Source organism: Pedobacter polaris (assembly GCF_005116505.1).
Classification (GTDB): Bacteria; Bacteroidota; Bacteroidia; order Sphingobacteriales; family Sphingobacteriaceae; genus Pedobacter; species Pedobacter polaris.
Map to the genome: position 1 here is coordinate 87525 of NZ_SWBR01000002.1, position 23636 is coordinate 111160.

Below are 23636 nucleotides of genomic sequence, written 5' to 3' on the forward strand. Positions count from 1 at the left end.
CTAATCTATTGCTTAAAAAAAATGATGCCAATGCGTTAGTCCACCAATATTTGGTTTTAGATTATCCTAACCTACTTTCCATTTCTTTATGCCTAGCTCTAATCAATCACTTATATTTACCAATGCAAAATGAGATGCAACCATATCGGCTCAATCAACGCCCTACTGTAACATATATATAAAATAATTGTCTACAAGACAAACTAACACATCATGAAATTAACCTCTAAACTATTTACTTTTTTAATGATTATCGCTCTTCCTATACTTTCTAGAGCGCAGTTAACCACTTCAGACAACATAGACGTTTTTATAAAAAGCAAAATGCAACAGCGAAATATTCCTGCCTTGCAAATAGCGGTTGTTAGAAGCGGAAAAGTGGTTAAGTTGAGCCACTATGGCACTGCTAATCTAGAGTACGCTGTTCCTGCTACAGACCAAACAGTATTCCCAATCAACTCTATCACTAAAGCTTTTGTGGGGGTGGCAATTATGCAATTGGCAGAAGAAGGAAAACTAAAAATTCATGATCCTATTTCAAAATACCTAGATAGCTTACCTGTTAACTGGCAATCACTAACCTTGCAACAGTTATTAACACATACTTCTGGCTTGCCAGATATTATTGACGAAGATGAACAAGTATTTGGAGGTGGGGAACAGGCTGCTTGGAAAAGAGTTACCTCTTTACCATTACTGTCTAAGCCTGGAGAGAAATTTAGTTATAACCAAACTGGTTATGTAGCGCTTGGTAAAATCATTACTAAATTGAGCGGAATGCACTTTACTAAGTTTATTACCGAAAAACAATTTAAAATAGCAGGAATGCCACTTACCAGATTTGGAGATTCATACGATGTAGTTCCAAATTCTGCTGGCGCTTATACAATGTATAAAATGGTAAATGGAAATTTTATACGTAACAATACACCAGGTATATCTTATATCCAATTTCCAGAATTTTATAGAACTGCAGCTGGTATTATGTCTACAGCTCAGGATATGGCTAATTGGATTATAGCCTTAAAAGATGGTCGTTTGCTAAAGGAACAGCCTAGTATCGAAACCATGTTTACAGCAGCCTTACTTAACAACGGAAAAATTGGTGGCTTTAATGCACTTACCAATGGTTATGCGCTAGGTTGGCCTACCGTAACTAGGAGCGACCATCCCGCCGTTGCACCAGTTGGTGGTGGCAGGAATGCACTTTTTGTCTATTTAAAAGACGATCTGTCCATTGTAATACTCACCAATTTAATGGGATCTAGTCCTGAACGAATGATCGATGAAATTGCAGGATATTACATCAACGACATGCATGAAGCCAATGGTTTTGGCCTTCCGGTTGGTATTAAAAAGCTCCGTGCCGAATTACTTAAAAAAGGATTTGAACATCCTTTAACCACAGTTGAGTCTTTAAAAAAGAAAGAACCAGCTATCGATTTGAACGAACAAGATTTAAACGCATGGGCTTATCAATTGTTAGCGCAAAAAGATCATGTTAAAGCGCTTGCCATTTTTCAACTCAATACCATATTATATCCAACTAGTGCAAATGTTTATGACAGCTTAGCGGAAATTTTTGAAGTAATGGAAAATCAACCCGCTGCTTTAATTAATTACAAAAAAGTACTTGTCTTAGATCCTGGAAATAAAAATGCAATAGCAAGAATTAAAGCACTTTCTGGGAAGTAATAAATAAACCCTTTAGTGATTAAATAGGCTGCAGCTTTATTTTAAGATTGATAATATTAATCTATAGTATTTAAAATCCCCAACTCAAAATGCCCGCTATCAAACGCAATGTTCGATATCGGGCATTTTTATTTTCTGAAATTTATGTAATAATCTAATTATCAATATTTTGACTATGGCATTGCTCTTGTAAAGAGTATGTAAAATAGCTCAAATGGATATACTGATAGAAGAAGAAGTTACTAGAACAAAAAAGAAGAAACGATTACTGGTTATTAGCCTAATTATTATCGCATTGATTGCTTCAGTTTTTTTGATCCGTTATTATTTTAAAACCTCATTAAATAGTGCAGATTTTACAACGGCAAAAGTAGAAGTAGGAATAATAGAAAACACCATAAATGCCACAGGAGAGGTATTGCCAGAATTTGAAGAAATAATAGCTAGTCCGATTAATGCTTCCATTAAAAAAGTACTAATGGATGCGGGTAACAATGTAAATAAAGGTCAATCTATACTCACTTTAGATAAATCGGTTACACAAACAGATTATGAGAAACTCCGCTTCCAAATGGAGTCAAAAGAAAATGAAATTCGCAAATTAAAACTCGATCTAGAAAAAAGCTTTTTCGATATTAAATCTAACAACAGTATTAAACAATTGCGCATCAGTAATTTAAAAGATGCTGTTTCTTCTGCAAAAAGATTGCTTAAAGCTGGAGGTGGTACTAAGGAAGATGTAGAACGTGCTGAACTTGACCTAAAAGTAGCAGAATTAGAAAAACTGCAATTGGAAAACGAAATCAAAAGCAAACAGCAAACGATGAAGATTGAAATTAGGGAAGCTGAAATTGCTTTGGCAATACAAAGGAATGATTTAAATGCATTAAATAGAAAACTTGATTTAGCAGAGGTGGTAGCTACTAGAGCTGGTGTAATAACATGGGTAAATAAAAATATTGGTGCAAGCATTCGTGAAGGGGAAGCTTTGGTTCGTATAGCGGATTTAAGCGGATTTAAAGTTGCAGGAAGCATGTCAGACAATATGTTAGATAAGATAAATAACCACATGGCAGCCATTATAAGGATAGGTGATAAATTATTAAGGGGCACCATTACAAACATTTCTCCAGCTGTAAACAATGGCATCGTTTCTTTTGAGTTGCAGCTAAATGACAAGAGCAATGCAGCATTAAGGCCTAATCAGAAAGTAGATGTGTTTTTAATTACTTCTACAAGAAATGAGATTTTACGAGTTGCCAATGGTCCAGCATTTAATGGTTCGAATTTACAGGAAGTATATGTAATTAAAAACGGAATTGCTGAACGCAGAACTGTAAAAACAGGCCTTAGTAATTTCGATTATGTAGAGATATTAAGCGGACTAAAAGCTGGTGATGAGATTATTACCTCAGACATGAGTGCATATAAAAATACTAAAACCATCACCATTGGAAACTAAACTTAAAATAATGAAGAAATTTTTAGCTTTTGGATTATTTATGATATTTGGTTTAAATACCTATGCAGCTTTAGATACGATAAGGCTGACATTACCTGAGGTGGTAGCCATGGCAAAATCTAATTCTATTGCTGCAAAACAAGCTATTACAGTTAAAGAAACCAAATATTGGGAATGGCGTACATTTAAATCTAACTATCAGCCACAATTATCTTTACAAGGAATTTTACCTGGTTACACTAAAACGTACACACAAGTGCAACAACCAAATGGTACCATTCTGTTCCAGCCGGTGCATAATGATAACTCGTCGCTTACCCTTAATTTTACCCAAAGTATTGCTGCTACTGGTGGTACGATTTATGGTACTACCCAATTACAAAGGTTTGATGATTTTGACAGGAATAATGTGCTTTATAATGGTATTCCTTATGGCATTGGTTATACCCAACCTTTATTGCAATTTAATAGCCTGAAATGGGATAAAAAGATAGAGCCATTAAAATACGATGAAAGTAAACAAGCATTTATAGAAACTCAAGAAAAAATTGCTATTACTGTAACTGAATATTTCTTTGATTTATTACTTGCTCAAGTAAACCTCAACATTTCTGAAACCAACTTTGCCAATACACAAAGGATTTTAACCATAGCAAATACAAAATTTGAGTTAGGTAAAATCTCAAAAAATGAAATTCTACAATTACAATTAGAAGTATTAAATGCGCAAAAAGCAGTAGGTACAGCCAAAAGGGATGTAGAAATTGCTACTTTAAATTTGCGTAGTTATGCTGGTATAGAAGGAGATGACAAGATTAAACTCAATATGCCAGCAGTAGTGCAGCAAATGACTGTTGCAGCAGATAAAGTGCTGAAAGAGGCTTTCGAAAACCGTTCTGATGCTATTGCATTTGTACGCCGTTTGGCAGAAGCAAAAAGAGATGTTGCTAAAGCTAAAGGGGAAAATGGATTAACGGCTACATTAAGGGCAAACTTGGGTTACTCAAGTGCAGGGCCAAATATCTTTGATGTGTATCGCTCCCCAAAAAACCAGCAAGCTGTTGAGTTGCAGTTTGCCATTCCCATTATGGATTGGGGGAGATCTAAATCTAGAACAAAAACAGCACTTGCAAATGAGCAATTTACAACTTACGCAGTTGAACAAGATAAACAGACTTTTAAACAACAAATTATAACTCAGGTAACGCTTTTCAATATGATGAAGGAACAGATTTTATTAACAGATGCTGCTGAGAAAATTGCTGCCGAAAAGTATAAAATTGCCAGTGAACGTTATGTGCTTGGTAATCTTAGTATTACTGATTTAAGCATTGCCTTCCAAGAAAATGATCGGGCAAAACGTGATTATGTCTCTTCGTTACGAGATTTTTGGGCGGCTTATTATCAACTGCGCTATTTATCACTCTACGATTTTGAAAACAATAAAAAAATAACCTATTCATAACTCTTTAATTAAAATTGCATAAATGATACACTTACAAAACATAGAAAAAGTTTACCGAACAGATACGGTAGAAACCTTAGCCATAAACGGCATCAATTTAAATATTGCCAAAGGAGAATTTCTTTCTATTATGGGTCCTTCTGGTTGCGGAAAAAGCACTTTGCTTAATATTATGGGTCTTTTAGATGAACCCTCAAAAGGTAAAATCAGTATAGATGAACAAGATCTTAGCAGATTTTCTGATCAACAACTCGCTAAATTCAGAAATCAGAAACTGGGTTTTATTTTTCAAAGCTATCACCTCATTAATGACCTTAGGGTATTAGATAATGTAGAGCTACCCCTGTTATACCGAACTTCTTCAACTAAAGAGCGTAAAATGCTCGCTTCAGCAGCGCTAGAAAAAGTTGGATTGAGCAATAGGCTCAAACATTTTCCTACACAATTATCAGGCGGGCAGCGCCAACGTGTAGCTATTGCAAGAGCAATTGTGGGCAATCCACAAATTATATTAGCCGATGAGCCTACAGGTAACTTAGATAGCGCAATGGGGAATGAGATTATGGAAATTCTGATCAATCTTAACCGCAATGAAGGTACCACCATTGTTATGGTTACCCACGATGAAAACATGGCAAATAAAACACACCGATTGGTTCGTCTTTTTGATGGCTCACAAGTTCAATAAATAAGATCATGTTAAAAAACTATTTTAAAATCGCAATTGCCGTATTGAAACGAAGAAAATTCTTCACTTTCATTAGCCTATTCGGAATTAGCTTTACCCTAACTATTTTAATGGTGGGCTTTGCCTTTCTCGATAAAATAATTAGTCCTGATTATCCAGATTATAAAAGAGAAAGGTCATTGTATGTAACCACAATGGAAATGTCAAACTCGAAAGAAGGTTGGCTTAACCGATCTGATGTTTCTTTTTACTTTTTAGATCATTATGTATCTCGCCTTAAAAATGTAGCAATGATGGGTGTTTCATCTAATGCCAGAGCCTCAAACGCTTACGTAAACAACAAGAAAATTGTAATAGACTATAAACATACAAATGCCGATTATTGGAAGGTATTAGAGTATAATTTTTTAGAAGGAAAACCTTTTACCCAGCAACAAATAGACAATGCAGAACAGGTAGCAGTTATTTCTATCGAAACCAAAAAGGCATATTTTGGAGATGAAGCAAAAGTAGTAGGCAAATATATCTCTGCTGATAATATAAACTACCGTGTAATTGGTGTGGTAGACAATGTGCCAGAAACCCTGTATAGTTTTGCTGGTGATATGTACCTGCCTTATACGGTAGCTAAAGACGATTACAATAAACCAGACCTTATGGGAGGCTACAATGCTGTGTTATTGGCAAAAACAAAAGCAGATGTACCTAAAATGAAACAGGAATTTGATCAAATGATGAGAAAAGTTCCATTGCCAAGTAAAGAATTCGACAAAGTATATAGCCATGCTGATCCATTTTTTACTAGTATGACCAGAAGAATTGCTGGTGATGGAAAAAATTCGGGTATGACTATAGTAGTTGGTATTCTAAGTGTTTTTGTATTGTTGTTTTTGTTATTGCCTACCATCAACTTGGTTAATATTAACATTACCCGCATTTTAGAACGCTCATCTGAAATTGGCGTGCGGAAAGCCTTTGGCGCTTCTTCAAAAACCTTAGTGTATCAATTCATTGTAGAGAATATGATTTTAACTTTTTTAGGGGGACTCATTGGATTGTGTCTTTCCATGCTGGTCATTTATTTTATCAACGATCTCGAACTGCTCGAAAATGTAAGCTTAAAAATGAATTTTGCAGTATTACTCTACAGTTTCATCGCGTGTTTGTTTTTCGGACTGCTATCTGGGGTCTATCCAGCTTGGCGAATGTCTAAACTAAATGTAGTTAAAGCCTTAAAAGCACAATAACATTACTTAAAAAAAATTATCATGTTAAAACATTTATTTAAATTGATATGGAATAAACGGAAGCAGAACTTCCTGTTTCTTTCCGAAATTCTCGTATCGTTTTTGGTCATCTTTGCCGTATTCTCTTTTCTTACCTATTATTATCAAAACTACACCAAGCCTTTGGGTTTCGAATATGAACGTGTGTGGGCAATTAATTACGATAATGGGCAATTCCCAAAAAATAAAGACTCGCTGCAAACTTTATACAGTACCTTAAGCAATTCGCTTAAAGCCATGCCTCAAATAGAAGAGGTTTGTTATGCAAGCGGTAATTTCCCCTATGCCAGTAGCACCATGAGTACAGCGGTAAAGCAGAACGGGAAAAAATTTGACCGTGTTAATTTTTATACTGTTTCAGAAGATTATAAAAAGGTATGGAACGTAACAATGCTAGCTGGGCGATGGTTTGAACCTGAAGATGCTGTTAGTAAAGACAAAAGCATTGTGATTAATGAAACCTTAAAAACGGCAATCTTTGGCGAAGGCAGCGCTGTTGGTAAATTAATTGGCGACTTTGAAGATAAACATAAAATGAAAGTGATTGGGGTAGTGCAAGATATTAAAACTGCTGGCGATTATTGGCCTGCTGGCAATGCTATGTTTAATCGTCTTGATACTGGTTATTTAAAAGATACAAGGAACATTTTAATTAAAGTAAGCCCAGATGCCGATGCTACTTTCGAAAGTCAACTGTATAAATTCATGACCAGTACCTTCAAAAATTCTACCATCGAGATTGAGCACTTGAGCGAAATGCGTGATTCAAAAAATAAAGTTACCATTATTCCAATGGTCATTTTTATGATTATTGCTGGGTTTCTGATCATTAATGTTGCACTAGGTCTATTTGGTGTGCTATGGTATAATATCAATAAACGCAAAGGCGAAATTGGCCTGCGTAGGGCAATTGGCGCTAGTGGCAATTCGGTATCTTATCAATTGGTGTTAGAAGCTTTAATTTTAGCCACTTTATCGCTAGTAGTGGGCTGTTTCTTTGCCGTTCAGTTCCCACTGCTCAGCGTTTTCGATGTTCCATCAAGTGTATACCTTATTGCCATGGTACTCGCCGTTATTTTTATTTATCTTTTAGTATTTGCTTGTGCTTTGTATCCAGGTAAGCAGGCAGCAAGTATTCATCCTGCTGTTGCATTGCATGAAGAATAATGCTTATCTTAACTTCGCATAATGATACTAATTGTTGACGATGATATTGCAGTAAGAACTTCACTAACACTCTTGTTAAAAGGTGCTGGAAATGAGGTAGTCACAGCAAATAATGCTGTTCAGGCTTTTGAGACCATACAAGCTCAAAAGCCTGAACTTGTTATTCTAGATCTTAATTTTTCTATAGATACCTCTGGGAAAGAAGGTATGAGCCTGCTTCAGCAGATTAGGGTTCACTACCCAGTTTTACCTATTATTTTAATTACGGGTTGGGCTAGCATTGACCTTGCTATACAAGGCATGAAATTAGGTGCAAACGATTTTATCCATAAGCCATGGAACAATGACTATGTATTACAATCTGTAGTAACCCTGCTGCAATTAAATGGAAAGAAAGCTACTTCCAAAAGCAGGAAAGAACTAGATCAAAAATATCAGTTTAAACAGATAATTGGAGAAGATGCTGGTTTATTAAATATATTGGAGATTATAGGTAGGGTAGCTAGCACCAATGCTTCAATTCTCATTACTGGTGAAAGTGGTACAGGAAAGGAATTGATTGCAGAAGCTATACATGAGAATAGTGGACGTGCTGCAAAACCATTTGTGAAAGTTAACCTAGGCGGTATTTCTACTTCTTTATTTGAAAGTGAAATGTTTGGGCATGCTAAAGGAGCATTTACAGATGCACGCTTTGATCGCATGGGTCGTTTTGAAATGGCACATAAAGGCACCATTTTTTTAGATGAAATTGGCGATTTAGAAGCGAGTAGCCAAGTTAAATTATTGCGTGTTTTGCAAGATAGAACCTATGAGGTTTTGGGTAGTAGCCGAACAAAAATTGTGGATGCTAGAGTAATATGTGCTACCAATAAAAATTTAAATGAAATGGTGAATCTTGGCACATTTAGAGAAGATTTGTTGTATCGGATCAATTTGATAGCTATTCACCTTCCTGCACTTAGAGAACGATCGGGCGATATACCATTGCTGGTTAATTTTTTCATTGATAATTTGAAGGAAATCTACAATAGGCCACAGCTAACGGTTGCTGCACCCGCCATGCGTTGGTTACGACAATTACCCTTGCCAGGCAACATTAGACAGTTAAAAAACCTAGTAGAGCGCACAGTATTAATTAGCAATAAAAATGAATTAGGTATTGATGATTTTCAAGCGCAAATGCATCTTTCACCCTTAAAGGCCGACAAAGTTAAACTTCCTGGTGTAGGCACGATGACTCTCGATCAAATGGAAGAGGAAATGGTAAAACAAGCCATGAAATTTCATAAAAATAGGATAACCAAAGCCGCTGCTTCACTTGGTATTACTAGAAATGCACTATACCGTAGGTTAGAGAAGTATCAAATTCCTTTTAATGAGACTGAAGACTAAGTATATCGGTTTTGTGGTGGCGATTCACCTAGTTTGCTTAGTAATGAGTTATCTCATCTTCGAACAGCATAAACTCTTTTTTATACTGGCAGAAGTAGTGATCATTATTTCTATTGTTATTTCTCTGAACCTATACAAACAATTGATTAAACCACTCGTGTATTTGAAGCAGGGTGTGAATGCAATAAAAGATCAGGATTTTAATGTCAAGTTTTTAACTACTGGTCAAAAAGAAGTTGATGAGCTAGTAGATGTATATAATCGGATGATCGATGAATTAAGAACAGAACGTACCAAACAGCAAGAGCAACATTTTTTTCTAGAAAAACTAATCCAGACTTCACCAACAGGAATTATTGTATTAGATTATAACGAAGAAATTAAACAAATCAACCCAAAGGCGAAGGAGATATTAAGCGCTTATCCCAATTTTTTGATAGAGCAAATCTATCCAATGAAAATAGGGTTGGCTAAAATGATAAAGATAGGAGGGTTGCGTACCTATAAAGTTCAAAAATCTAAGTTCATAGATCGTGGATTTGAAAGAATATTTATCATGTTAGAAGAAGTAACTGCCGAAATTTTTGAGGCTGAAAAAAATGTCTATAGCAAGGTAATCCGCATGATGGCCCATGAAGTTAACAATACCATCGGACCGGTAAATTCTATTATAAACTCCACATTGGCACATAAATCGGCATGGATAGCTGAAAACGATCCACTCTTGGCAAATGCTTTACAGGTAGCGATGGATAGGAATCAAAATTTGAACATTTTTATGCGCAATTTTGCCGATTTAGTTAAACTCCCAGATGCCAATAAAAAGCAGATTGATTTAGTTGTCCTATTAAAATCAGTTGCTGACCTGATGCGCTTTGTTGCACAAGAAAAACAAGTTAAGTTCGAGTTTGACTTGCCAAATGAACCTTATTACCTTATAGCAGATGCACAGCAATTAGAACAGGCTTTTATAAATATTGTAAAAAATGCGATGGAGGCCATTGAATCTGTTGGTGTTATTACATTTACGCTAGACCCAATTAAGCAGCAGCTGGTGATTACTGATAATGGAAAGGGTATTGCAAAAGCAGATACAGCTCATTTGTTTAGCCCATTTTTTAGCACAAAAAAAGATGGGCAAGGTATTGGATTGACTTTGGTAAGGGAGATTTTATTGAATCATAGCTATGAGTTTTCCCTAAGCACAGCCGATGGGCTTACGAAGTTTATTATTCAGGTGAAGTAAGTGTTCTTAACTTATCCTTACAACCAAGCCTTAATATTAATGCTTTTGGCCTTTGTTGATGTTGAAAAGATGAAGTACCTGTGGGAACAATGCGGCAATGTATTCTTCTGCGCCAGTTTTTGAACCCGGAAAGGTGAGTACGAGTGTTTCGCCAATAAAGCCAGAAACCCCTCGAGATAACATGGCGTAGGGCATTCGTTCTTGTCCATATCTTCTTGCTGTTTCCATTATCCCCTCAATTGGGCGGTCAATTAGCGGGGCAATGGCCTCTGGAGTAACATCTCGGGGTGAGAGACCAGTACCGCCAGTAAAAATGAGTAATTGATGTTCATCACCACAAAGTGAAATTGCTTTTTCTTGAATGCTATTTACTTCATCTGGAATGATTTCATATTTAATGGTATTTATGCCATATTGTTCAAGTAGGGCGATGATAGCTTTGCCTGAAGTGTCTTGAGCTTTGCCAGCCGAAATAGAATCTGAGCAAACTACTACAGCCGCTTTTATCTCCGGAAATTTATTGTTTTTGAGATCAGATTTGCCACCAGATTTCTTCAGTAAACGTATATGCTGAATTTCTACACCTTTATCTATTGGTTTCAGCATGTCATACATCGTTAATGCAGTGATAGATGCACCATGCATAGCTTCTACTTCAACACCTGTTTTATAAATGGTATGTACTTCAACAGTGATAATTACATTTAGGCCTTCTATGGCATAAGTAATGGCGGTATATTCTACAGGTAATGGGTGGCAATCTGGAATAAGATCACTTGTTTTTTTTACACCTAATAGTCCTGCTGCGCGAGCAAACTCAAAAACATCTCCTTTCGGGATTTTTCTTTGTTCAATAGCATCAATAGTCTCTTGTTTTGAAACCTTTACAGTAGCTGTTGCAATTGCAATTCTAAGTGTGTTCGATTTTTGTGTAATGTTTACCATGTTAACTATTTTCCTTCCACTGGTGTGTCTCGTCTTCAAATATTTCCTTACCCCAAATTGGTAATTCTGCTTTTATTCTTTCTACAATTTCTGAACAAGCTTCAATAGCTGGCTTTCGCCTGATAGATGATGTAAACACAAACAAGCAAATTTCACCTACTTTTACTGTTCCTAAGCTATGGTAAATGTGCATGCAGCTTAATGGGTATTTTTTAAAGATATCTTCCCTAATTTGATCCATCTGGGTTAAGGCAAGCTCTTTATAGGTTGTGTAGTCTATGGCGGCTACCATTTTACCGTCAATTTCATCATTTCTAACCTGACCAAGGAATAGGCTATGTCCGCCAATATTCTTTTTATCACTATGCTTGGCAATACTTTCGCCAATGAACATAGGGTCAATTTTACCATTTATAAATATGTCTTTTACTTTCCTATCGCTCATTTCAAATTGTTAAATGATTTCTCCATTTGGCAATTCCACCTTTTAAACTGTATACTTTTTTGCTTGTGCCATACTTTTTATGGAAATTTTCTGCTGCAGTTATACTTCTAATCCCATGTTGGCAAATAAAAATGACATGATATGCTGTGACTTCTTGTGCTAAAAACTCATCCAATTTAGACATTGGTATTTTTTTATATAGATCTGGGTTCAATAATGGAACTTCGAATTCTTCTCTAACATCTATAATTAGGGTAGAAGGTTTTTGCTGAATTTGTTTTAATTGTGTTGCATCAATCTCCAAATAGCTATCTATCTCACAGCTGTTATTGTCTTCCATTTTTAAAAAATCTGCTACCGTATGCGGTAAGGTATAGTCACTTCCCGAACTCATATTTAGTTCATACTGTTGCAAGGTAAGAATGTTGTAATGTAATAAACGGTTAATTAATGGTTTTCCGATTTCGGTGATTAGTTTAATAACTTCGGCCGCTGCCAAGCTACCAATAATGCCTGGCAAAACACCAAGCACACCATTTTCTGCACAGTTAGGTATTTCTCCTTTTTTTGGTGGGATAGGAAAAAGATCCCTGTAATTGGTACATATGCCATTATCATCTTTGATGTTAAAAATGGCAAGTTGACCTTCGTAACCATCAACTGCAGCAAAAACTAATGGAATGTTTAAAAGTGCGCAAGCATCGTTAATAATGTATCTCGTTTCAAAATTATCAGTTCCATCTAACACAATGTGATAATCTTGTATTAAGTTAAGAATGTTATTTCTTTGAATATAAGTAGGATAGGTTATGATCTCTATTTCAGGATTCATTTCTACTAATCGTTCTGCCGCAACTTCAACTTTTAGTTTTCCTATATCGGTTGTTGTGTAAAGTACTTGGCGGTGAAGGTTAGATAAGGCTACGGTATCATCGTCTACTAAGCCCAAATGCCCAATACCAGCAGCTGCCAGGTATTGCAGGGCCGGACACCCGAGTCCGCCAACACCAATAACCAACACTTTAGCAGATGCCAGTTTTAATTGTGCTTCCTCACCAAAACCTTTAAGGATAAGCTGTCTATGATATCGTTCTGACGCCATGATTAACCTCCAGAAAATGGTGGCATGATCGCAACCGTATCGCCGCTTTTTAACTCAACGGTTTCTTGAATGATGGTTTTGTTTAGTGCCAATTTGTATTTGATGCCTGCTAATGGAGGGAATTCTTGTTCAAGGAAATCTTTCAACTGCGCAGTAGTTTTAATGCCATCTACTGTTAGCCTTTGATTTGCCATGAATTCTGCAATCTTCCCAAAACTAATAATCTCGATTTCCATTTGTCTAATTTACGCGTAAGATGCTAATATTGCTCCATCCTTTTTCATTTTATGCATGGGTAAATAACAATTTATAAGCTGCTAGGGCAAGTACGCAAGCCAGTACATTTTTTAATATAGTTTGAGGGAACTTCAAAGCCCCAAAATAAGCACCGCAAATACCTCCAGTAAAGGCAACGGCAACATAAGCTACCATGTGGTTATTAAATTCAAATCCTTTGATCAATTGACCGCCCAAGCCAGCAACAGAGTTTACAAAGATAAATGCAGCGCTAATGGCAGCTGTTTGTTTTTGGTCGGCCCATTTTAACAATAATAAAACAGGAGAGAGAATAATACCTCCACCAATGCCAATCATTCCTGATAAGAGTCCAATCATACCACCAACTAATAAAGAAAGAGGGATGTTAGCAGATTTAAAATCTTTAGGGTCTGTGTTTTTGAAAAAGAAAAACCTAATTACCGGAATGAGTAATAAAACACCCAATATTTTTTTATAAATGGAACTTTCTATGGCCATCATACCACCTATAAATGAGAGTGGGATGGATGCCAAGGCAAAAGGCCAAAATAACTTCCATTTAAAATGACCACCTCTATAAAATTGTATAAATGAAGTGGATGACACAAAAAGGTTAAGTAGTAAGGCAGTAGGTTTCATGATGGCAGGAGATACAGCAAAAATGGCCATTAAAGCCAAGTAACCACTAGCACCACCGTGACCAACCGATGCATATAAAAAAGCAACAACGAATAGTAAGATGTAAAAAAGGATAAAAGATTCTTGCATTCCTTAGCTTGGTAATAATAATATTGTTACCGATTGTTTCTCCTTAAAACTTTCTTCTTCTTCAGGTAAGCAGATTAAACAGTTTGCTTGGGCAAAAGAACTTAATCGATAAGAGTCTTGTGCATTTAATGGGCTTGCCTGCCCATTTTTATAAAACCCTTTTAAAAAATGTGTTAATCCTTTTGGTTTTTGGTAAGCCATTGTAAGCACTGCTTTTAATTCTAATACCGTATTTTCTTTCTGGGATAATTGTTTCAAACAAGGCAATACATAATTGTAATAACAACTTAAAACAGACGAAGGATTGCCAGGAAGCCCGAAGACCAATTGTTGTTCCTTTTTACCAAAATAGAGTGGTTTGCCAGGTTTTTGCTTCACTTTATGAAACAACTGTGCTATGCCGCATCTTTGCGAAGCCTCAATTACAAAATCATAATCACCTACACTTACACCTCCTGTCAGTAAAACTACATCGGCATTTGCCAGTGCTTCTTTGAGTACATTGGTTAATATATCAAGCTCATCATCTGCTTCAAATACAGCGATCTCGGTAATCCCTTCATTTTTTAATGCTGCGGTAAGCGAGTAAGAATTAGATTCGTACACTTGACCAAAATTAAGTGTCAGTCCAGGTTTTTGTAATTCTTTGCCAGTTACAATAATGGCAACCTTAGGCATAGGGAATACGGAAACAGTTGTAATACCAATGCCGGCCAAAAATCCAATAGCTGCAGGTGTTAAAAGGTTGCCTTTGCTCATCGCTAAATCACCAGCACTAATTTCAGCGCCTTTTTCTCTTGCATTTAGTCCTTTTTTAAGATTGAGGTCTTGAAGCCATATTTTACCATTTTCTACACTAACTTTTTCTTGCATGATCACTGTATCTGCTCCTTCAGGTAATGGTGCACCAGTAAAAATTCGATGTGTTTCTCCAGCTTTTAGCGCTGACTTTATAGCCGTTCCGGCAGCCATTTCGCCAGTAATGGTCAATTCTTTTAAATCTTCTTCAAATTTTAAAGCATAACCATCCATAGCCGATTGTCTAAATGCAGGAATATCACAGTTAGCGTAGCTATCTTCAGCAAGTATATGTCCTGAAGCTTGAGCCAGATTTAAGTTGATGGCTGCTAATGGAGTGACATTGTTATTGATTATTGTTTTTGCTTCGGCTACGGTAATCATATTTGGTTTATCCTCCAATGGTAATCATGCTTCTATTTTGTAGGGTGGCGGTGTCAATCTGCTCAAAGTGTTTGCCGAGCTGACCACCCAATTCTTTCTTTTTGCTTAAAATAGAAGCGTGGATAAGCGGTAATACCTCTTCGTTGTTACGTAATGCAGTTAACAAATCTGTTTCTCCATCGCTAAAAAGACAGTTTTTTAATTTGCCATCTGCAGTTAAACGCATTCTATTGCAGGTGTCGCAAAATGGAGCAGTCATGGTACTTATAATGGCAAATGATCCTTCATGGCCTGGTATCATGAAACTTTTAGCGGTATCATGTGGCTCTGCCTTAACAGGAAGAACCGTGAAATCTTTTTCAATAACCTGCAGTATCTCGGCCAAGGAGAACATTTTATTGCTTGTCCATCTATTTCCACTGAATGGCATGAATTCTATAAACCTAATCTGCAAAGGATGATGTTTGGTCCAATCTATGAAATCCTTGATTTCATCATCATTTAAGCCCTTCATCACCACCATGTTAATTTTTACGGTAAACTTATGTTGCAATAAAAGTTCAATATTGCTCCGCACCTGATGAAAAAGATCGCGACGGGTAATGAGCATGAATTTCTCAGGCTGCAAGGTATCTAAACTAATGTTGATGGATTTAATGCCTGCAGCTTTTAGGGTAGGTAACAATTCTGCAATTCTTGTCCCGTTGGTGGTAATTACCAATTCTACAGGTAACTTCCCTAGGTTGGTAATGATCTCTGCTGCATCTTTACGAACTAATGGCTCACCACCAGTTAACCTTATTTTTTTTACCCCTTGTGCTACAAATAGCTTAGCCAAACTTAAAATCTCATCAGGCTGCATTAATCTAGCCGCAGGCGTAAAATCATAATCCTCTTCGGGCATACAATAAAAGCAGCGGAAGTTACAGTTATCAGTAAGTGATATCCGTAAGTAATCATGCACACGTCCAAAAGAATCTGCTATCATTGTTGTTTTGTTAAGTTATGGTAATCTGCCTCAGTATCTATATCAATATGCCCTTCTTCGAAAGCAATGGCAGCTACATCTTTGTATCAGGTATTTCGCTCCAGTATCGCCACTCAAATTCATCAGTTGTATCATAAGTAACCATTTTTTTTGTTGTTGATGAATAGCCGAAAGTGCTTTTTTCAATGCATCGCCCTCTAAACAACCACCACTGATGGCTCATTGCCGTTTTGCAGGTGGGAATTTAGCTATTTTTTTCGCGATTGACTAGAAAAGGTGTCATTTTTAGGTTAAGTTGTTGAGGTGGGGAGTTGTTGAGGGGTTTAAGTCGAACAACGAGCAACGGCTAACGCTCAACGAAGGGCCAATATGTTCATTTGGTTAGCATGTTTCAGAGCCTTGATGGTGATACACCATACCTGTTCTTGAAGGCGAAGGAAAAATGAGAAAGGTTTTCAAAACCAAGTTCAAGGTAAATCTCCGAGGCGGATCTGCCCTTTTCGCTGATCTGGTAATGGGCCTCGTGCAACCTCCGTTGCTGTAGCCACTTGCTCGGGCTGTTGCCAAAGATTTTCTGGAAATCACGTTTAAAGGTAGCAAGGCTTCGTCCGGTTAGGTAAGCGAAACGCTCTAAGGGCACGTTAAAATGAAAGTTTTTCTCCATGAATGCGTGCAAGTCGGTCTTTATGGGGTCGCTAAAGTCAAATAGCATTTCTTTTAATTCTGGATTACCTTGCAATAAGATGAAGATGGCTTCACGCAACTTGATAGCTACGAGCTTTGGATCCATTTTAACTCCATCTTGATTGTAAGGAGATAGGGAATCGATATAACTTTTGAGCAGCGGACGAGGAGCTAGACTAACAAAACTGCCCTTGGCCGTTGGTGATGATGCACGGATGTCATGCTCCACGCTCATGCTGCGCAGGGTGTGTTGGTCTAGATACACCGAAACCGAGCGGAACTCGCCTCCTGGTGGGGGCTCCTTAAGGAATTTGACCAATTGGTTTCGCCTAATCAACCTAAAATCCCCAGGGTTAAAGACATGCTGCTTTTCTCCATAACCGAGTGTCAATGTGCCTGAGATCTGGTAGCTAAACACATGCTCGCTCACGAACTGTTCACCCTCCCTGTTCTTGGCGTAATAGCAGGAATAAGAGATGCTTGGATGGTTTATTTTGGGAGCCATAGTTTTAAATGGGTTGATGGAAGAACAATTTGGCTAGCAAGGAATGTCCATTGCTCAGTCCATCAACTTAATTGAATGTTACTTTTTTAAATTTAGGTATTTTTTGCCGTGTTCCGTCTGCAAAAAGTTTTCGGCATCGTCTGCATCTGTGGAGATGCTGATGTTTTCCCATTGCTCAAGCTCCCTAAGCTTTGCCGCCTCTGAATACTTCACAATGGCCACGGCCTCGCTGCCAAGCAGCAGGTGAAGTGGGGGTTGTGGGTGGTTCACCATGTTAATCATTACCTTGGCCGCCTTATCAGGATCTCCCATTGGTTTTATGCCCCCGCTCTTAAAGGCGTTCACCCTGGCATCTACCGTAGTTTCATACCCTTCTATGTGTGGGGCATAAGTCATTGAATCTCCCGCCCAGTCGGTACGAAAACCCCCTGGTTCAATGCAGGTTACCTTGATGCCCAATGGAGCCACCTCAATCGCCAGGCCCTCGCTGAAACCGCTGAGGCCAAATTTTGCAGCCTGGTAAATGCTTACGCCTCCACTGCCAACCCTGCCACCTATGGAGCTGACCTGCAAGATGTGCCCTGATCTTTGCTTGCGCATATAAGGGAGTACTGCTCGGGTTAATGCAATAGGGGCATAAAGGTTGGTCTGCAATTGACTGCTCACTTGTTCTTCCGTATAACCTTCAACTGCTCCAGTGATGCCGAAGCCTGCATTGTTCACCAGTACGTCAATCCTTCCAAAATGTGCAATCGTATCTGTTACGGCAGCTACAATATTTTTTGCTATGTTAACATCCAGTTGGAGTGGATAGAGTTGATTGGGGTATTTTTCGTTGAGGTCTTTCAGTGTGCTAATATCCCTTGCGGTTGCTGCTACCAGATCTCCTGTTGCCAATACCGCTGCTGTTAGGCTGCGACCCAGTCCCCTGGAGCTGCCTGTTATGAACCAAACTTTTTTCATGTTATTGATTTTTATTTGATACAAAGGTAAAGGTGCAGCACAGCATTAGCTTTGTTTAAAGGCTCAATCTACTTTGTTGAAAAGGTCATTTATTATAGGTTCAGTTAGGACTTAGCAATCGGCAAGGCAAAAGAACGCTCCATCTTTATTCATGCAACACCATGCTGGGAAAAAATTGAATGAAAAGCAGACTGTCATCGCTATGATAAAAATCTATGCTAATCATCGGTTCCTGAAAATTAATCGTAATTTGTATAAAAACGCTGATCATATGAACTATCCCGAGATTGCCTTTACAAAGGAGGTGAAAACTTTACAAGAAAAATTTGGCAGCAGGGCAGCTTACGCCCGAATGGTACATTCACGAACAACGGATGGCCTTTCAGAGGGTGAGATCGACTTCATCATGGGTCAAGATCATTTCTACCTTTCAACCATTAGCGAAAGTGGCTATCCTTACATCCAGTTTAGGGGAGGTCCAAAAGGTTTTTTAAAAGTGATTGATCAAACGACCCTGGGTTTCATCGATTTTGAGGGGAATAAGCAGTACATCTCTACTGGCAACATTAAAACCAACAATAAGGCGGCTTTATTTTTTCTTGACCAGGCTTCCCAAACCCGGCTTAAGATGTTCGCTGAAGTTGAAGTGGTATCCCTGGCTGATCGGCCCAGCCTTTTTGAAAAACTTAGCCTGGCTGATTATCAATACAAACCCAAGTTCATCATGCTCTTCAAGGTTCAGGGTTACGATTGGAATTGCCCCCAGCACATCACACCAAGATATACACAGGAAGAAATCCAAGCCGCATTTAAGGGGCATCTAGAAGAATCAGAACGGTTAAAAGAGGCAAACGAAAGATTGAGTAGAGAGATAGCGAAGCTTAAGGCTTCGAATGGGTAAAAGGCGGAAGAGAAATTGCGAAATTCGTCCCGATAGCAATCGGGAAGTAAATAAACCAATCGATTCCCTTGTATAATTTTAAAATTGGAATTCTACAGGATAATGATCTGTTATAGGTAAATCTTAAAATTGGTTAATTCAAACTAACGTAAGCTTGGGTATTTTGCTATTGCCCCAAAAGCACGTTAGTTTGATTTGTAGTTTCTGCTATGCATGAGCCATGTTCGTTAAACATGAAGATCCCAAAAGTAGCGTTAGCTGAAAAGCCTATTGGTATTTTAGCTTTGTTGTACCGTATAGGTTACTGCTGCTGAATCTGCGGCAAGTATATGAACTTTACCGGATGTTAAGGTAACGCTTTTGGGCACAAAGGCCAGGTTGATAGGCGTGCCGTCTAATGACGGAGACTGTTGAATGCTGCTTGTTTTTGGGGCAGTGAATGTAAGTACTGCGCCGCGGGTAAAGGGCCCTAAATTAACTTGCTGTTTGGGTTGTAATACTGGCATGATAAGATATGAATTAGATTTACCTACTCTGTTAAGGCTTTTCGGTTTACGCCTGCTAAAACAGTTGATATGCTTATAAAAAGCATACATGTCTTACATTCAAAGAAAGGAGAATGTGGTAAATCTTTTAAGCGTGGTAATACGGTTTTTAAAAGCAGGTAGAAGTACCTGTTAGGTGAGGATGGTTAAAATAGGGGTAATCAGCTGATGCCTAATGGCAAGTGATATTGAGTACTCAATATTACTGCTTTGGATTTCGTTTTAGTGTTTTAATGAAGCGATTATAGTTTAATAGCTATCTTCCCGATGAATCAGGACAGGCTGTTGCTACGCTGCCGATGTAAATCCCATTGCTTTCTGTTAAACGGCCAATAACCTGTTTTGAGTCTCGTAAATCACTTCCCTAGCTTTAACCACATTACCTATTATAATAATTGCCGGATAGGCTAATCCTTCTCTTGAAGCAGCTTCCGATAGGTCTTTTACCTCACATATTACCTGTTTTTGATGTGGTAGCGTAGCGTTTTGAATGATTGCCGCAGGCATTGAGCCTAAACCACCTTTAATATAAGTGTTAGCAATTTCTTCCATTTTCTTCATACCCATATATATAACTACAGTAGCTGAACTTTTCATGGCGCATTTTAAATCATTAGAAAGGCTTCCATCTTTTTTAGTTCCCGTAATCATCCAAATACTTTCACTTATTCCTCTATGGGTTAAAGGGATGTCCATAAAACCAGCACCTTGCATACTACTAATGCCTGGAATGTATGTTGCTTTAATACCGTGCTCTTCTGCATATAGTAATTCTTCAAAACCTCTTCCAAAAATATAAGGATCACCACCTTTTAACCTTACAATAACTTTATGGGTTTTAGTATGGGCTACAATTAATCTGTTTATTTCTTCTTGCGGAGTATAACAACCATAAGGTTGTTTGCCTACATAAACCATTTTGCAAGACTTTGGAGCTATTTCTAATAGATCTTTGTTGCTTAAGTTGTCATAAAGTAGAACATCTGCTCTTTTAATTACATTAAATGCTTTCATTGTAATCAATTCTGGGTCACCTGGACCGCCTCCTACAATAAATACTTCAAAATCGTTTGTTTTTAGCTCCATAATTTTAAATATTCTAGTATTATTTCGTAAAAATGATAAAAAATATCTTAAAAATTAAATTATTTATGATAAATATCATAAAATTTTATGTTTTTATCATTCTAGAGTCTATATTTGAATATCATTAATCATAATAATTGGTTTTTGATATTCAAAATATCATAAAATAGATTAGAAAATGGTAAGTTTTTAGATTTTTAGTTAAAAAAATCAAAATATTTAGGTGAAAAACTGTTTAGTTTTAAGAAAATACTAAAAAATTATGAAAAAAACTCAAATTATCGTGATTGGAAATGGAATGGTTGGATATAAGTTCTGTGAAAAGCTTAAATCGAAATCTGAGTCGTTTAATTTAATTGTTTTTGGTGAAGAATGCAGAAGAGCTTATGATCGTGTTCATTTAAGTGAGTACTTTAATGGTAAAACAGCAGAAGATCTTTCTTTATCTACAGCAACTTGGTATGAAGAACAAAATATTACACTTTTCTTAAGTAATCCCATTACTAAGATAGATCGCGACTTTAAAATGGTGTATGCTGCAGATGGATTAAGTTATTCATACGATTATTTAGTGTTCGCTACGGGTTCTGCCGCTTTTGTACCTACAATACCAGGTGTTGAAAAAGATGGAGTTTTTGTTTATCGTACCATCGAAGATTTAGAATTGATAAGTGAGTTTGCTAAAAAAGCAAAAACTGGAGCGGTAATAGGTGGAGGTTTATTGGGCTTAGAAGCAGCCAAGGCCTTGATAGATTTGGGAATTGAACAAACTCATATTATAGAGTTTGCACCTCGTTTAATGCCTAGGCAAATTGATGTTGCAGGAAGTGAAATGCTAAAATCTAAATTAGCTGATCTAGGATTAAAAATTCATTTGAATAAAAACACAACAAGTATAGTAGGTGATGGAAAAATTGCAGCTATGCAATTTAGCGATGATACAAATTTAGAGGTTGACATGTTGGTCATCTCAGCAGGGATTAAACCTAGGGATGAGTTAGCTAAGGCATGTGGTATTGAGGTAGGCCAGCGAGGTGGAATTTTGGTGAATGAAAAAATGCAAACAAGTGATCCATCTGTATTTGCTATTGGCGAATGTGCTTTATATGATGGGATGATTTATGGCTTAATTGCTCCAGGATATGAAATGGCTGAAGTATTAGCTGCTAATTTGTGTGAAGGCGATAAAGAGTTTACAGGTTTTGATATGAGTACCAAGCTTAAATTGATAGGAATTGATGTAGCTAGTTTTGGTGATAATTTTATAGATGAACCAGATTGTAGGACAATTATTTTTGAGAATAAACATAAAGGAATTTATAGCCGAATAAATGTAAGTAATGATGGACAATACCTTTTAGGAGGTATATTGATTGGTGATGCAACAGCATATAATATGCTGTTGCAAACTGTCAATAACAAAATTGTTTTACCAGAAAATCCAGAAGAACTAATTTTTGGAAGTAGAAGTGGGGGAGAAAGCGACGGAGCAGGTATAACAAGTTTACCAGATTCGGCATTAATTTGTAGTTGCGAAGGTGTAAGTAAAGGTGATATTTGCAGTGCGGTTACTGATCAAAATTGTGAAAATCTAGACGACATTAAAAAGTGTACAAAAGCCGGCACTGGTTGTGGTGGTTGTATTCCGATGGTTAAAGATTTAATGGTTCATACTTTTAAATCTCAAGGTAAATACGTTAAAAACGTAATTTGCGAACACTTTAACTACAGTAGACAAGAACTTTTCGATTTGATACATATTCACGAATTGAAAAGTTATGATGAAGTTTTAAATGAGTTTGGTAAAAATGATGGATGCGAAGTTTGTAAGCCATTAGTTGCTTCATTATTAGCAAGTCTTTGGAATGAAATGATTCTGAAAAAAGGAAACGATGTTGCGCAAGATAGTAATGATCGTTTTTTAGCGAATATTCAAAAAGGTGGTTCATATTCTGTGGTTCCCCGAGTTCCAGGAGGAGAAATTACACCAGATAAATTAATTATCATCGGCGAGGTAGCCAAAAAATATAATCTCTATACCAAAATTACTGGAGGACAACGCATTGATATGTTTGGTGCGCACCTTAATGACCTTCCAATTATTTGGGAAGAGTTAATTGCAGCTGGTTTTGAAAGCGGACATGCTTATGGCAAAGGTTTAAGAACTGTTAAAAGTTGTGTAGGAAGTACTTGGTGCAGATTTGGTTTACATGATAGTGTAAGTTATGCCATTAGAATTGAGGAAAGATACAGAGGTATTAGAGCACCACACAAATTCAAATCTGCCGTTAGTGGCTGCATTAGAGAATGTGCTGAAGCGCAGAGTAAGGATTTTGGTATCATCGCAACAGAAAAAGGCTGGAATTTATACGTATGTGGTAATGGAGGTAGCAAACCTCAACATGCTTTATTGTTGGCAACCGATTTAGATAGTGAGACTTGCATCAAGTATATCGATCGCTTTTTAATGTTTTACATCCGCACTGCAGACCCATTAACAAGAACAGCAACTTGGCTAAATAAAATGGAAGGTGGAATTGATTATTTACGCAACGTAGTAATTAATGATAGTTTAGGAATGGCCGAACAATGGGAACAAGAAATTGAAAATTTAATTAGTTCATACAAATGCGAATGGAAGGAGGCAGTAGAAAATCCTGCCATCAGAAAAAGATTTTCTCACTTTGTGAATGCACCAGAGGAGAAAGATCCAACCATTGAATTTGTAGATATGCGTGGACAGAAACGCGTAGCAGAATGGAAAACTTCTAACCAAATATAAAGTGTATGGTCGATTGTCGAATAGTCAATAGCTTGGATTAATAAGCTTAACGACTATTAACTATTGACTAAAAACTAT

Annotated in this window: 20 protein-coding genes; 10 read left to right on the top strand and 10 right to left on the bottom strand. The window is 37.1% G+C overall.

The features are described from left to right. Window positions 1–213 precede the first annotated feature (213 nt). From FA048_RS06740 to FA048_RS06775, 8 genes are all read left to right on the top strand, one after another. Window positions 214–1695, top strand: coding sequence for a serine hydrolase (locus tag FA048_RS06740; protein WP_205943445.1), 1482 nt, complete (start codon window positions 214–216; stop codon window positions 1693–1695). A 214-nt stretch (window positions 1696–1909) separates the two neighbouring features. Beyond that, entirely contained in the window at window positions 1910–3157 is a 1248-nt protein-coding gene (locus tag FA048_RS06745; RefSeq protein WP_136839483.1) for an efflux RND transporter periplasmic adaptor subunit, read from the top strand. 10 nt (window positions 3158–3167) lie between these two features. Next, the gene (locus tag FA048_RS06750; protein ID WP_136839484.1) at window positions 3168–4622 is read left to right on the top strand and encodes a TolC family protein; all 1455 of its coding nucleotides are present in this window, start codon (window positions 3168–3170) and stop codon (window positions 4620–4622) included. A 22-nt stretch (window positions 4623–4644) separates the two neighbouring features. Beyond that, the gene (locus tag FA048_RS06755) at window positions 4645–5310 is read left to right on the top strand and encodes an ABC transporter ATP-binding protein (protein ID WP_136839485.1); all 666 of its coding nucleotides are present in this window, start codon (window positions 4645–4647) and stop codon (window positions 5308–5310) included. A gap of 8 nt (window positions 5311–5318) precedes the next feature. After that, window positions 5319–6557 carry an ABC transporter permease gene (locus FA048_RS06760; RefSeq protein ID WP_136839486.1) on the top strand — a complete coding sequence of 413 codons (1239 nt, stop codon included), beginning with the start codon at window positions 5319–5321 and terminating at the stop codon, window positions 6555–6557. Window positions 6558–6578: 21 nt separating this feature from the next. Continuing rightward, a complete protein-coding gene (locus tag FA048_RS06765) occupies window positions 6579–7763 on the top strand; it encodes an ABC transporter permease (RefSeq protein WP_136839487.1) in 1185 nt (394 codons plus the stop codon). A 21-nt stretch (window positions 7764–7784) separates the two neighbouring features. Further along, on the top strand, window positions 7785–9158 hold the full coding sequence (locus FA048_RS06770) for a sigma-54-dependent transcriptional regulator (RefSeq protein ID WP_136839488.1): 1374 nt from the start codon (window positions 7785–7787) through the stop codon (window positions 9156–9158). Next, window positions 9142–10404, top strand: coding sequence for a sensor histidine kinase (locus FA048_RS06775; protein ID WP_136839489.1), 1263 nt, complete (start codon window positions 9142–9144; stop codon window positions 10402–10404). The genes FA048_RS06770 and FA048_RS06775 overlap by 17 nt, the downstream gene beginning before the upstream one ends. Before the next feature lie 36 nt (window positions 10405–10440). Here FA048_RS06775 and moaCB read toward each other — a convergent pair whose 3' ends face one another. From moaCB to FA048_RS06825, 9 genes are all read right to left on the bottom strand, one after another. Further along, window positions 10441–11349 carry a bifunctional molybdenum cofactor biosynthesis protein MoaC/MoaB gene (moaCB, locus tag FA048_RS06780; protein WP_136839490.1) on the bottom strand — a complete coding sequence of 303 codons (909 nt, stop codon included), beginning with the start codon at window positions 11347–11349 and terminating at the stop codon, window positions 10441–10443. 1 nt (window position 11350) lies between these two features. Beyond that, on the bottom strand, window positions 11351–11794 hold the full coding sequence (locus FA048_RS06785) for a molybdenum cofactor biosynthesis protein MoaE (RefSeq protein ID WP_136839491.1): 444 nt from the start codon (window positions 11792–11794) through the stop codon (window positions 11351–11353). 1 nt (window position 11795) lies between these two features. Next, window positions 11796–12896, bottom strand: a complete 1101-nt coding sequence (gene moeB, locus FA048_RS06790) for a HesA/MoeB/ThiF family protein (RefSeq protein ID WP_136839492.1) — start codon at window positions 12894–12896, stop codon at window positions 11796–11798. Between the two features lie 2 nt (window positions 12897–12898). Then, window positions 12899–13132: a MoaD/ThiS family protein gene (locus tag FA048_RS06795; RefSeq protein ID WP_136839493.1), complete on the bottom strand. Its 234-nt coding sequence runs from the start codon at window positions 13130–13132 to the stop codon at window positions 12899–12901. A 49-nt stretch (window positions 13133–13181) separates the two neighbouring features. Further along, window positions 13182–13922, bottom strand: coding sequence for a sulfite exporter TauE/SafE family protein (locus FA048_RS06800; RefSeq protein ID WP_136839494.1), 741 nt, complete (start codon window positions 13920–13922; stop codon window positions 13182–13184). A 3-nt stretch (window positions 13923–13925) separates the two neighbouring features. Next, a complete protein-coding gene (locus tag FA048_RS06805) occupies window positions 13926–15104 on the bottom strand; it encodes a molybdopterin molybdotransferase MoeA (RefSeq protein ID WP_136839495.1) in 1179 nt (392 codons plus the stop codon). Window positions 15105–15111: 7 nt separating this feature from the next. Beyond that, window positions 15112–16092: a GTP 3',8-cyclase MoaA gene (gene moaA, locus FA048_RS06810; RefSeq protein WP_136839496.1), complete on the bottom strand. Its 981-nt coding sequence runs from the start codon at window positions 16090–16092 to the stop codon at window positions 15112–15114. Between the two features lie 391 nt (window positions 16093–16483). Next, window positions 16484–17281: an AraC family transcriptional regulator gene (locus FA048_RS06820; RefSeq protein ID WP_136839497.1), complete on the bottom strand. Its 798-nt coding sequence runs from the start codon at window positions 17279–17281 to the stop codon at window positions 16484–16486. A 78-nt stretch (window positions 17282–17359) separates the two neighbouring features. Continuing rightward, entirely contained in the window at window positions 17360–18244 is an 885-nt protein-coding gene (locus FA048_RS06825; protein ID WP_136839498.1) for an oxidoreductase, read from the bottom strand. Between the two features lie 151 nt (window positions 18245–18395). On the opposite strand from FA048_RS06825, the gene FA048_RS06830 reads away from it, so the two are divergent. Then, window positions 18396–19145, top strand: a complete 750-nt coding sequence (locus FA048_RS06830; protein ID WP_205943446.1) for a pyridoxamine 5'-phosphate oxidase family protein — start codon at window positions 18396–18398, stop codon at window positions 19143–19145. An 866-nt stretch (window positions 19146–20011) separates the two neighbouring features. On the opposite strand, the gene cobA is transcribed toward FA048_RS06830, so the two are convergent. Next, window positions 20012–20776, bottom strand: a complete 765-nt coding sequence (gene cobA / locus FA048_RS06835) for a uroporphyrinogen-III C-methyltransferase (RefSeq protein ID WP_136839499.1) — start codon at window positions 20774–20776, stop codon at window positions 20012–20014. A 262-nt stretch (window positions 20777–21038) separates the two neighbouring features. Between cobA and nirB the strand changes: the two genes are divergently transcribed. Beyond that, window positions 21039–23558, top strand: a complete 2520-nt coding sequence (gene nirB / locus FA048_RS06840) for a nitrite reductase large subunit NirB (RefSeq protein WP_136839500.1) — start codon at window positions 21039–21041, stop codon at window positions 23556–23558. The last annotated feature ends 78 nt before the right edge of the window (window positions 23559–23636 follow it).

Coding starts and splice junctions, on each gene's coding strand:
- FA048_RS06770 (WP_136839488.1), top strand. CDS start 7,785: ATGATACTAATTGTTGACGATGATATTGCAGTAAGAACTTCACTAACA.
- FA048_RS06765 (WP_136839487.1), top strand. CDS start 6,579: ATGTTAAAACATTTATTTAAATTGATATGGAATAAACGGAAGCAGAAC.
- FA048_RS06825 (WP_136839498.1), bottom strand. CDS start 18,244: ATGAAAAAAGTTTGGTTCATAACAGGCAGCTCCAGGGGACTGGGTCGC.
- FA048_RS06795 (WP_136839493.1), bottom strand. CDS start 13,132: ATGGAAATCGAGATTATTAGTTTTGGGAAGATTGCAGAATTCATGGCA.
- cobA (WP_136839499.1), bottom strand. CDS start 20,776: ATGGAGCTAAAAACAAACGATTTTGAAGTATTTATTGTAGGAGGCGGT.
- FA048_RS06775 (WP_136839489.1), top strand. CDS start 9,142: ATGAGACTGAAGACTAAGTATATCGGTTTTGTGGTGGCGATTCACCTA.
- FA048_RS06745 (WP_136839483.1), top strand. CDS start 1,910: ATGGATATACTGATAGAAGAAGAAGTTACTAGAACAAAAAAGAAGAAA.
- FA048_RS06805 (WP_136839495.1), bottom strand. CDS start 15,104: ATGATTACCGTAGCCGAAGCAAAAACAATAATCAATAACAATGTCACT.
- FA048_RS06800 (WP_136839494.1), bottom strand. CDS start 13,922: ATGCAAGAATCTTTTATCCTTTTTTACATCTTACTATTCGTTGTTGCT.
- FA048_RS06755 (WP_136839485.1), top strand. CDS start 4,645: ATGATACACTTACAAAACATAGAAAAAGTTTACCGAACAGATACGGTA.
- FA048_RS06785 (WP_136839491.1), bottom strand. CDS start 11,794: ATGAGCGATAGGAAAGTAAAAGACATATTTATAAATGGTAAAATTGAC.
- FA048_RS06760 (WP_136839486.1), top strand. CDS start 5,319: ATGTTAAAAAACTATTTTAAAATCGCAATTGCCGTATTGAAACGAAGA.
- FA048_RS06820 (WP_136839497.1), bottom strand. CDS start 17,281: ATGGCTCCCAAAATAAACCATCCAAGCATCTCTTATTCCTGCTATTAC.
- moaA (WP_136839496.1), bottom strand. CDS start 16,092: ATGATAGCAGATTCTTTTGGACGTGTGCATGATTACTTACGGATATCA.
- FA048_RS06740 (WP_205943445.1), top strand. CDS start 214: ATGAAATTAACCTCTAAACTATTTACTTTTTTAATGATTATCGCTCTT.
- FA048_RS06750 (WP_136839484.1), top strand. CDS start 3,168: ATGAAGAAATTTTTAGCTTTTGGATTATTTATGATATTTGGTTTAAAT.
- moaCB (WP_136839490.1), bottom strand. CDS start 11,349: ATGGTAAACATTACACAAAAATCGAACACACTTAGAATTGCAATTGCA.
- moeB (WP_136839492.1), bottom strand. CDS start 12,896: ATGGCGTCAGAACGATATCATAGACAGCTTATCCTTAAAGGTTTTGGT.
- nirB (WP_136839500.1), top strand. CDS start 21,039: ATGAAAAAAACTCAAATTATCGTGATTGGAAATGGAATGGTTGGATAT.
- FA048_RS06830 (WP_205943446.1), top strand. CDS start 18,396: ATGCAACACCATGCTGGGAAAAAATTGAATGAAAAGCAGACTGTCATC.